Genomic DNA, 10,188 nt, shown 5'->3' on the forward strand with positions numbered 1-10,188 from the left:
GCGCAGCCCAAAGGGCTGGGCTCATGGCCGGGATATGAGGTGCTAATAACCGGTCATCTCCAGATACCCTCGCCCACCCGCACTCCCGGTCAAGCGCACTGGCCCCTCCCAGTACGGGAACCGCGTCTCCATCCAGGCCTGCGACTCCACAGCCTCGACCTGCACATCCACGCCATGCCCCGGCACTTGCACCCGCCATCGCGTCGGCACCTGCTTGCCGTTCTTCTGCCGGGCCCAGGCCAGCGCCTGCAGCTGGATCTGCGCACCCTGCAGTGCCACCACCTCACCCTGCGGGCCGACCCAGGTCCCGGCGCGATACGCCTCCCCCTGCACCTCGCGCACCTGGAACAGCATCAGCCTGGCGCCACTGTCCAGGTGCAGGGAAAACCAGTCCCAACCCGTCTGCCCGGCAGCCAGCGGCTGGCTGCTCCATTCCCGGTCCAGCCAGGCCTGGCCGGTGACTGCAATGCACTGGCCGTCACGCTGCACCTCCCCACTCACCCGATAGAACGGCTGACTGTAATAGTACGAAGCCTGCCCCTTGCCGGACTTCTCGCTGTAGCCCTGGTCCCCGTGCAGCACCAAGGGCCGATCGCTGTGCAGTTGCAGGTCATAGCGAAAGCCGTCACCACCGGCGACCATTTGCAGATGCTCGATGCCACTGCTGCCCTGCAACGACCAGTCATTGATCCACGCCCGGAACGGCTGGGCTTGCACGCCAGCCTGGCCGATACCCCCGCGCGCCAAGGTTTCGCCAGACTGATGACCACCGGGGCCGGTCAGCGCCGCGTGCCCCATCCACAGGTTCGGGCTGTTCCAGCCAGCAGCCTCGGGGCCTGGACGCAGGGCCGAGCGAAACAGCGTCCACTGCGCACCCCAGTCCCGCCCCTGGAGGTCCTGAAGGTTGGCGGTGACATACCACCATTCGATGCGAAAACCATCGTGGGGCCCGTGGTCCCGCGGAAATTCCAGGCGATGGCCGCGGCTTACCTGGCTGAACTCGCCCGCCTGCTGCCCGAGCCCGGCATAGCTTTGCTCGGCCGGCTGATCACAGCCGCCCAGCAACCCACACAGCAACAGCCAGGCGCTACGTTTCATCGGCAAACGGCCTCAACAGTTCACGCGGCTGGCGACGCGCCAGCTGCCACAGTGGCCAGGCGCTGGCCAACAGGCTGGTAAGCATGCCCAGCACGGCCAGGTGCAGCAGTTGCGCAGGGAACACGTAGAGCGGCAAACGCCAGCCGAATGCCTGCACGTTCACCACCGCGACCAGGCACCAGGCCAGCAGGATACCCAGCGGGATCGCCAGCAGCACGGTAAGGCTGCTCAGCAACAGTGTCTGCCCGAGGCTCAGCCACACCAGGTGCGTGCGCCGCACGCCCAGTGCCCACAGCGGCGCCAACTGGCCCAGGCGGGTCTGGCCCAGGGTCAGCAGGTTGATGAACAGCGCCACGCCTGCCACGCCAAGGGTGAGGCTGTTGAGCGCGGCGGTGGCGGCGAAGGTGCGGTTGAACACGTCGGTCGACCAACGTTTGAGACGCGTCTGCTCGACCACGCGGCTGTCGTCCAGGGCGAAGCGCTTTTGCAATGCAGCCTCGAGCGCCGACACCTGGTCGCCCACCAGATCGACACTCAACCCGGTCAGGGTTGCCTGTGGCCAATGCCCGCGCAGCCAGCCGGCATTGACCAGCATATGCCCTTTGGGGTTGCCGTAATCGGCATAGATGCCCACAACGCTCAGGGCTGGCGAAGTGTCTGCGGGCAGCCTCAGGCGATCGCCCAGCTGCAGCTTCAGTCGCCTGGCCAGCTGTTCACTGAGCATCACGGCCTGCCCGGCGGCCAGTTGTTGCCAGGCCCGCTTTTGCTGCGCCAGCAATGGCCAGCGTGTGCGATAGACGGGATGATCGACGATGCCCTGGACCTGCACCGGCCAGCCCTGCAGCTGTGTTTCCACACGCCAGCCGGGCAATACCACATCCACCGAAGGTTGCTGCCCAAGCCACTCGGCTATCTGCGAGCCCTGGGCGGTGTCCCTTGGGGTGACATACAGGTCGGCGGACAGGCGCAGGTCAAGCCAGCCGACAAAGGTCTTGCGAAAGCCCTCGGTCATGCTGCCCACCCCGACACTGGCCGCCAGCGCCAGCAACAGTGCCATCAATGCCAGGCTCAGGGCCGGCAATTGCTGGCGGCTGTCGGCGACGAACCATTGCGCCAAAGGCCGCCGGCAATGGCGCGCCAGCCAGGCCAGCACCCGGTCGAGCAAGGCCGGCAGCAGCAGCGCCGCCGCCAGTAGCAAACCTGCCAGCAGGCCGAACGCGCTGGGCAGGCTGTCGCCCAGCACGCCACAGCTTAGGGCCAGCAAAAGCAACAAGCCGGCCACCAGGGCCTGGCGCCGCAACCAAGGCCCCTGGGCCAACCGCCATGCCTGAGGTTGCGCCAGCGCCAGCAACGGCAACTGCGCCGCACGCAGTACACTGCCCAAACCCGCCAGCAGCGCCCCCAGCACGCTCACCAGCACGCCCATCAGCCACCACCCTGCGGGCAGGCTCAGCGCCCCGGCGACCTGGGCGCCATACAGGCCGCGCAAGCTGGCGGCCACATCGGGCAGCAACCACGCGGCCAGCCCGTAACCACTGGCCACGCCGGCCAGGCCGCCCAGCACCGCGAACAGCCCCAGCTCCAGCACCAAGGCGCACAGCAAGGTTTGCAGGCTGATGCCACAGGCGCGCAGGTTGCGAATCAGGCCGCGCCGCTGTTCCAGTGCCAAACCGATTGCGGCATGGGCAATGAACAGGCCGACGACGAACGCCAGCAGGCCAAGGGCGGTCAGGTTGAGGTGGAAACTGTCGGTCAGCCGCTGCAAGCCGCCATCGTCCTGTCGGGGTTGCAGCTCAAGGTAAGGCGCGATATCCGCCGGCAGCGGCCCCGGCGTGGCAGCCACCAGCAAGCGCGACAACTGCCCGGGTGCATGCAGCAGCGCCTGGGCGTGGCCGATATCGACCACGATCACCCCTGGAGCCAGCGCTGGTTGTAGAACCGACGGCGGCAGCAGCTGCCCTTCGCTGTCGCGTACTGAAGCCCCGGGGCCTGCATGCAGCTGGCGCAAGGTGTCCGGCCCGACCCAGGCTTGCCCGGGCATGCCGACAAAGGCCTGCAGATCGAACGTTCCGGGCTGCACACCGGCGATGCTACTGGCCGGCGGCAGGCTCAACGGCTCGATGCCGATCAACCGCACGCTACGCGCCGGCTCACCAGCAAAGCGCAAGCGCCCTTCCAGTACCGGCGTCACCGCCCAGCCCAGCCTGCGCAACTGCACGTACAGTGCCTGGTCGAAGCGCTCGCCACGGCGCGGCACCAGTTGCGCCTGCAACGGCCCGGCCAGCACCGCGCTGGCCCGGGCATAGTCGCTGCGTGCCTGGCTGTTCAGCGCCTGCACGCCGGTCCACAGCGCCGTGGCCAGCCACAGGCCGGTGAAGATGCTGAAAAACTGCACGCGATGGCGCCGCCAGTGGCTGAGCAGCGCCAGCAGGGCCAGCGATAGAAGCCTCATCCGCCCTGCTCGGGCCGCACGCGGCCGGCCTGCAGGTAACACCGTTGTTGCAAGCGCGCCGCCAGCCGCGGGCTGTGGGTCACCATCAGCACCCCACTGCCAGCCTCGGCGACCAGCTGCAACAGTAGGCTCAACACCTCATCGCTGCTGGTTTCATCGAGGCTGCCGGTGGGTTCGTCGGCCAGCAACCAAGCCGGGCGCCCGGCCAGGGCGCGGCCAATGGCAACCCGCTGTTGCTGGCCGCCAGACAATTGCTCCGGATAACGCACCAGCAAATCCGCCAGCCCCAGGCGCTGCGCCAGATAGGCCAGCCAATCGGGATCATGCCGACCGGCCAGCCGCGCCTGGAACGCAAGATTGGCCCCCACATCCAGGCTGCTGATCAGGTTGTACTGCTGGAACACCAGGCCGATGCCTTCCCGCCGCCACAACGCCAGCGACGCCTCGGAACGGCTGTCGAGCGGGGTGTCGTCGATCAGGATGCGGCCACTGTCGGCACGGTCCAGGCCGGCCACCAGGTGCAGCAAGGTACTCTTGCCGCTGCCCGACTCGCCCATCAGCGCCAGGCTGCTGCCGCGCGCCAGGCGCAGGTCGACACCCTGCAGCACGGGGAGCGGGCCCTGGGGGGTGGGGAATGATTTGTGCAGTTGCTCGATGACCAGCATCGACGGGCCTTGGTGGGTTCAGGTGTTTTCTTAGGAATAGCAGGTTCATCGCGGCGTGGGTGTGCTCCTGGACTAGACGTACATCGTGCCATCGGCAAATTCGATCACCGTACCGTCGCCATGAACAAATCTTCATTTTGTCGGCAAGCCCCTGATTGCGGACATGACAGCCATCTTCGCGCCTGCAGCTGCAGGCCTTCACCTTGAGGGGGCTCACTACCTTGCGTAGCATCACCGCCCCCCGGGGCCGCTGCGCGGCCCATTCGCGGGCACGCCCGCTCCCACAGGCGCGTGCCCACTGCGCTCACACCTCACCCAGCCACACCATCAGCAGACAGAACCCCGATGCCGCAACCCATACCTCTCAAGGACCACGAAAAGGAAAAGCACCTGGTCAACCGCCGGCTTCTGGCCTGCGCCGCCCTGGTCTTCAGCCTGGTCGCCGTCCTGGTGGGCCGGCTCTATGTGCTGCAGGTGCTGCAACACGACCAGCAGACCGCCGTATCGGAAAACAACCGCGTGCACGTGCTGCCCATCGCCCCCGAGCGCGGGCTGATCTACGACCGCAACGGCGTGGTGCTGGCCGACAACAAGCCCAGTTTCGACCTGACCATGACCCGCGAGCGGGCCGGCGGCGACACGGCCAAGGTGCTCGATACCCTGGCCCAGGTGCTGAGCCTGACCGAGGACGATCGCAAGCAGTTCGACAAGGACCTGCGCCGTGGCCGCAAGCCGTTCGAACCGGTGACCCTGATGGTCGGCCTGAGCGAGGAGCAGATCGCCCTGGTGGCGGTGAACCAGTTCCGCCTGCCAGGCCTGGAGGTGGAACCACAGTTCATCCGCGAGTACCCGCTGGCAGAGCATTTCGCCCACTCGGTGGGCTATGTGGGGCGCATCAACGAGAAAGAGGCCAAGACCCTCGACAGCACCGAATACCGGGGCACCCAGTCGATCGGCAAGACCGGCATCGAGCACTTCTACGAAAGCCAGCTGCACGGTCATGTGGGCTACGAGGAGGTCGAGACCAACGCCCAGGGCCGGGTGATGCGTGTGCTCAACCACAAGGCCCCGACCCCGGGCCAGGACATCGTCCTGACCCTGGACGCCCACCTGCAACTGGCCGCGGAAAAGGCCCTGGGCGACCGCCGTGGCTCGGTGGTGGTGCTCGACCCGGCCAATGGCGACGTGCTGGCGATGGTCAGCAACCCCAGCTTCGACCCCAACCTGTTCGTCAAGGGCATCAGCTTCAAACAGTACGCCGCCCTGCGCGATTCCATCGACCGCCCGCTGTTCAACCGCGTACTGCGCGGCCTGTATGCGCCCGGTTCGACGGTGAAGCCGGAGGTGGCCATCGCCGGCCTCGACAGCGGCGTGATCACCCCGGGCAGCCGGGTGTTCGACCCGGGCTACTACGAGCTGCCCAACTACGACCACAAGTACCGCAACTGGAACCGCAGCGGCGATGGCTGGGTGGATATGTACACCGCCATCATGCGTTCCAACGACACCTACTTCTATGACCTGGCGCACAAGCTGGGCATCGACCGCCTGCACGACTACATGGCCGAGTTCGGCCTGGGCCAGAAGGTCTCGCTGGACATGTTCGAGGAGGCGTCCGGGCTGATGCCGTCGGCCGAGTGGAAGCGCGCCACCCGGCGCCAGGCCTGGTTCCCGGGCGAGACGCTGATCCTGGGCATCGGCCAGGGCTACATGCAGGTCACCCCGCTGCAGCTGGCCCAGGCCACCAGCCTGCTGGCGAGCAAGGGCGTGTGGCACCGCCCGCACCTGGCCATGACCGTGGGTGGCGATGCGCCGGTGGACCCCAACCCGATGCCCAATATCGTGCTGCACGACAGGCACGCCTGGGACCAGGTCAGCCAGGGCATGCAGATGGTCATGCACGACCCGCGCGGCATCGCCCGCGCTGCCGCGGCCGGTGCGCAATACCGGATTGCCGGCAAGAGCGGCACCGCGCAGGTGGTGGCGATCAAGCAGGGCGAACGCTACAACCGCGACAAGACCCTGGAGCGGCACCGCGACAATGCCCTGTTCGTCGGCTTTGCCCCGGCTGATCACCCGAGTGTGGTGGTGGCGGTGATGATCGAGAATGGTGAAGCCGGCGGGCGGGTGGCAGGGCCGGTGGTGCGGGAGGTGATGGATGCATATCTGCTGGATGAGCAGGGGCATCTGAAGCCGGAGTATGCGGGTGGGGTAGTGCCTCGGAGCGTGCCGCACACTTGAGACTTCTGGGGCCGCTTCGCAGCCCTTTCGCGACGCAAGGCCGCTCCCACAAGTTCAGTGTTGCGTCACAGGCAGCGCAAATCCTGTGGGAGCGGCCTTGCGTCGCGATGGGCTGCGAAGCGGCCCCAGCACACAAAAACAAAAAAGGAATAATAATATAAAATCTTATTCCTTTTTTATCATTCCGTAATCCTCTATAAATCCCCCAACTGCACAGCCGCCAACACTTGGCCAACTGTCTGCAGCGCAACACATGATCAACAGGCAACGCCCGCACGGCAACAGCGCCGCAACCATCAGAAAAGCGCTAACCAGTTGAAATAAAAGAACATTCAAACTCGGCACGACGATTGCTCAAGCAAAGTCCCCCGCTCAACCAGAACCGGAGACCTGCCCATGAGCACCCCACTGAACGTCGTAGCCCTGTCCGGCGGCACTGCCCGCCCTTCGCGCACCCTGGCCTTGACCGAGGCGATCCTCGCCGAACTGGCCCAGCACCTGCACATCAAGCCGCACCTGATCGAACTGGGCGAGATCGCCCGCCCGCTGGGCAGCGCCCTGTGGCGCAGCGAACTGCCCGAGGCCGTCGAACAGCAACTGCGCCTGGTGGAAAAAGCCGACCTGCTGGTGGTGACCACGCCGGTGTACCGCGGCAGCTTCACCGGCCACTTCAAGCACCTGTTCGACCTGATCGGCCAGGACGCGCTGGTCGACACCCCGGTGCTGCTCGCAGCCACCGGCGGCAGCGAGCGCCACGCGCTGGTGCTCGACCACCAGCTGCGCCCACTGTTCAGCTTCCTGCAAGCCCTGACCCTGCCCATCGGCGTGTTCGCCAGCCAGGCGGAAATGGCCGACTACCGGGTGTCCAGCGCAGCCCTGGCCGCCCGTATCCGCCTGGCCGCCGAGCGCGCCGTGCCGCTGTTCGGCGCCCATCATGCGCTGCGCAAGAGCGCCTGAGGAGCGGCCATGAATGCACCTGTGAACACCCCCCGGCGCCCTGCCCTGGCCATCGCCCGCGAACTGGCCGGGCAGTTTGCCCAGACCGCCGTCGAGCGCGACGAGCGCGGCGGCACGCCAAAAGCCGAGCGCGACGCCCTGCGTGACAGCGGCCTGATGTCGCTGGTGATCCCGCAGGCCTTCGGCGGCCAGGGCGCCAACTGGCACGACACCTTCGCGGTGGTGCGCGAGTTCGCCCGGGTCGACAGCTCCATCGCCCACGTGTTCGGCTTCCATCACTTGATGCTGGCCACCGTGCGCCTGTTCTCGCGCCCGGACCAATGGCAACCGTGGTTCGAGCAGACCGCCCGCAAGCAGTGGTTCTGGGGCAATGCCCTGAACCCGCTGGACACCCGCACCGTGGTCAAGCACTTCGATGGCTGGTGCGAGTTTTCCGGCAAGAAAAGCTTCTGCTCCGGCGCCAGCGATTCGGAAATGCTCATCGCCTCGGCGGTGGACGAACGTGCCGGCGGCAAGCTGCTGATCGCCGCCATCCCCAGTGGCCGTACCGGCATCAGCCTGCACAGTGACTGGAACAACATCGGCCAGCGCCAGACCGACAGCGGCAGCGCCACCTTCGAGCGGGTACGGGTGGAGCACAACGAACTGCTGCTCGACCCAGGCCCCCTGAGCACGCCGTTCGCCGCCCTGCGCCCGCTGATTGCCCAGTTGCACTTCGCCAACCTGTTCCTCGGCATCGCCGAGGGGGCGTTCGAGGAGGCCCGCCAGTACACGCTCAAGGAAAGCCGGCCGTGGTTCCGCTCCAGCGCCGCCAGCAGCGCCGAAGACCCATACGTGCTGCGCCATTACGGCGAGTTCTGGGTCGGCCTGGAGAGCGTGCGCCTGCTGATCGAACGGGCCGCACGCCAGCTCGATGCCGCCTGGGCCAGGGAGCACGCCCTTACGGCGCAAGAGCGCGGCGACCTGGCCCTGGCCATCGGCACCGCCAAGGTTGCCGCCAGCCGCCATGGCCTGGACATCTGCAACCGCCTGTTCGAGGTCACCGGCGCCCGCGCCACCCATGCTTCGCTGCGCTTCGACCGGCACTGGCGCAACCTGCGCACGCAAACCCTGCACGACCCGGTGGACTACCGCATCCACGAACTCGGCGAGTGGGCCCTCAACGACAAGCGCCCTGCCCCATCCTTCTATTCCTGAGGATTGCCCATGCAACTGCTGACCCTCCCCCCGTCCCCGACACTGGCCACCTCGATCCGGGCCACCGCACAGGTTTTCGAAGACCCCAGGTCGCAGGCGCTGCTCGCCCACCTGCAACAGGTCGCCCCCAGCGAGGCCAGCGTGCTGATCATCGGCGAAACCGGCACGGGCAAGGAGCTGGTCGCACGCCACATCCACAACCTCAGCGGCCGGCGCAACGGCCCGTTCGTCGCGGTCAACTGCGGTGCCTTTTCCGAATCGCTGGTCGAGGCGGAGCTGTTCGGCCATGAAAAAGGCGCCTTCACCGGTGCCCTGGCGGCCAAGGCCGGCTGGTTCGAGGAAGCCAACGGCGGCACGCTGTTCCTCGACGAAATCGGCGACCTGCCGTTGCCGATCCAGGTCAAGCTGCTGCGCGTGCTGCAGGAGCGCGAAGTGGTGCGGCTGGGGTCGCGCAAGAGCATCCCGATCAATGTGCGGGTACTGGCGGCGACCAACGTGCAGCTGGAAAAGGCCATCAACGCCGGGCATTTTCGCGAAGACCTGTACTACCGGCTGAACGTGGTGACCTTGCAGTTGCACCCGTTGCGCGACCGCCCGGGTGACATCCTGCCGCTGGCCCGGCACTTCATCCGCAGCTACAGCGACCGGCTGGGCTACGGGCCGGTGGAGTTGAGCGCCAAGGCCCAGGCCAAGCTGGTGGAATACAGTTGGCCAGGCAACATCCGCGAGCTGGAGAACGTGATTCACCACAGCTTGCTGACCTGTGGCGACGGTACGGTGCAGGCGCAGGACCTGCGCTTGTCCAACCTGCGTATCGAACGGCAGGAGGAAGAGCCTGCGGGCAATGGTGTTGAGGATCTGCTGCAGCGCGCGTTCAGCCGCTTGTTCGAAGAGCAGTCGGGTGACCTGTACGAGAAGGTGGAAAATGCCCTGCTGCGGTCGGCGTATCGGTTCTGCCATTACAACCAGGTGCATACCGCGCAGTTGCTGGGATTGTCGCGCAACATCACCCGCACCCGGCTGATTGCGATCGGCGAGTTGGTGGTGAACAAGCGGCGGGGGCAGGAGCAGCAGGTGCTGGATAACCGGGTGGTGCGGTTGTCGATCTGAATGGTGTATGGCCTGTTCAGGCCTCTTCGCGGGCACGCCCGCTCCCACAGGTGCTGCGCCAACCTTGAAAGCGGCGCGATACCTGTGGGAGCGGGCGTGCCCGCGAAGAGGCCGGCACAGGCACCCAAACTGCTAGTTCTGGTCGCCTCCGCGATCATCCCCAACATCATGGTCAGCCCCATCATCAGCGCCATGCCCTACACCGTGGGGCTCGCCCACGTCGTGATTCGCTTCGTGATTCGCCTCATGGTTGGCTTCGTGGTTGGCTTCATGATTTGCTTCGTGGTTGGCCTCGTGGTCGGCGCCATCATCAGCACCATTGCGCCCGCGGCCATCATGGCCTGGGCCGCCATGCCCACCACCATCGCCACTATGCCCGCTGCCACTGCCGCCGTGGCCACCACCCAAGCCACCGCCGCCGCTACCACCACCTCCACCGCCATGACCACCGCCGCCGCCACTACCACC

At 66.6% G+C, this 10,188-nt stretch carries 8 protein-coding genes; 5 read left to right on the top strand and 3 right to left on the bottom strand.

From position 1 onward, the window contains the following. Positions 1-42 precede the first annotated feature (42 nt). Genes CAG22_RS23480 through CAG22_RS23490 form a run of 3 tightly spaced genes read right to left on the bottom strand, consistent with a single transcriptional unit; the run spans position 43 to position 4,215 of the window. Positions 43-1,098 carry a lipocalin-like domain-containing protein gene (locus tag CAG22_RS23480; protein WP_085706276.1) on the bottom strand — a complete coding sequence of 352 codons (1,056 nt, stop codon included), beginning with the start codon at positions 1,096-1,098 and terminating at the stop codon, positions 43-45. Further along, positions 1,088-3,550, bottom strand: a complete 2,463-nt coding sequence (locus CAG22_RS23485; RefSeq protein ID WP_085706277.1) for an ABC transporter permease — start codon at positions 3,548-3,550, stop codon at positions 1,088-1,090. Before CAG22_RS23485 ends, CAG22_RS23480 begins: the two co-directional genes overlap by 11 nt. Next, the gene (locus CAG22_RS23490; protein WP_085706278.1) at positions 3,547-4,215 is read right to left on the bottom strand and encodes an ABC transporter ATP-binding protein; all 669 of its coding nucleotides are present in this window, start codon (positions 4,213-4,215) and stop codon (positions 3,547-3,549) included. The genes CAG22_RS23485 and CAG22_RS23490 overlap by 4 nt, the downstream gene beginning before the upstream one ends. 345 nt (positions 4,216-4,560) lie before the next feature. On the opposite strand from CAG22_RS23490, the gene mrdA reads away from it, so the two are divergent. The 5 genes from mrdA to CAG22_RS28650 all read left to right on the top strand — a co-directional run. After that, complete coding sequence (gene mrdA / locus CAG22_RS23495) at positions 4,561-6,456, top strand: penicillin-binding protein 2 (protein ID WP_085706279.1); 1,896 nt, start codon at positions 4,561-4,563, stop codon at positions 6,454-6,456. A gap of 396 nt (positions 6,457-6,852) precedes the next feature. Continuing rightward, a complete protein-coding gene (gene msuE, locus CAG22_RS23500; RefSeq protein WP_025338724.1) occupies positions 6,853-7,413 on the top strand; it encodes an FMN reductase in 561 nt (186 codons plus the stop codon). 9 nt (positions 7,414-7,422) lie between these two features. Further along, on the top strand, positions 7,423-8,610 hold the full coding sequence (locus CAG22_RS23505) for an acyl-CoA dehydrogenase family protein (RefSeq protein ID WP_085706280.1): 1,188 nt from the start codon (positions 7,423-7,425) through the stop codon (positions 8,608-8,610). 9 nt (positions 8,611-8,619) lie between these two features. Continuing rightward, entirely contained in the window at positions 8,620-9,720 is a 1,101-nt protein-coding gene (gene sfnR, locus CAG22_RS23510) for a sigma54-dependent transcriptional activator SfnR (RefSeq protein WP_025338722.1), read from the top strand. 96 nt (positions 9,721-9,816) lie between these two features. Next, the coding region (locus CAG22_RS28650) for a hypothetical protein (protein WP_218191948.1) at positions 9,817-10,188 on the top strand (372 nt) is incomplete at its 3' end.

The sequence above is a fragment of the Pseudomonas sp. B8(2017) genome (genome assembly GCF_002113575.1).
Classification (GTDB): domain Bacteria; phylum Pseudomonadota; class Gammaproteobacteria; order Pseudomonadales; family Pseudomonadaceae; genus Aquipseudomonas; species Aquipseudomonas putida_Z.

What these genes read in the sequence shown, in the direction of transcription:
- msuE (WP_025338724.1), top strand. Translation starts at nt 6,853, where the DNA reads ATGAGCACCCCACTGAACGTCGTAGCCCTGTCCGGCGGCACTGCCCGC.
- mrdA (WP_085706279.1), top strand. Translation starts at nt 4,561, where the DNA reads ATGCCGCAACCCATACCTCTCAAGGACCACGAAAAGGAAAAGCACCTG.
- CAG22_RS23490 (WP_085706278.1), bottom strand. Translation starts at nt 4,215, where the DNA reads ATGCTGGTCATCGAGCAACTGCACAAATCATTCCCCACCCCCCAGGGC.
- CAG22_RS23505 (WP_085706280.1), top strand. Translation starts at nt 7,423, where the DNA reads ATGAATGCACCTGTGAACACCCCCCGGCGCCCTGCCCTGGCCATCGCC.
- CAG22_RS23480 (WP_085706276.1), bottom strand. Translation starts at nt 1,098, where the DNA reads ATGAAACGTAGCGCCTGGCTGTTGCTGTGTGGGTTGCTGGGCGGCTGT.
- sfnR (WP_025338722.1), top strand. Translation starts at nt 8,620, where the DNA reads ATGCAACTGCTGACCCTCCCCCCGTCCCCGACACTGGCCACCTCGATC.
- CAG22_RS23485 (WP_085706277.1), bottom strand. Translation starts at nt 3,550, where the DNA reads ATGAGGCTTCTATCGCTGGCCCTGCTGGCGCTGCTCAGCCACTGGCGG.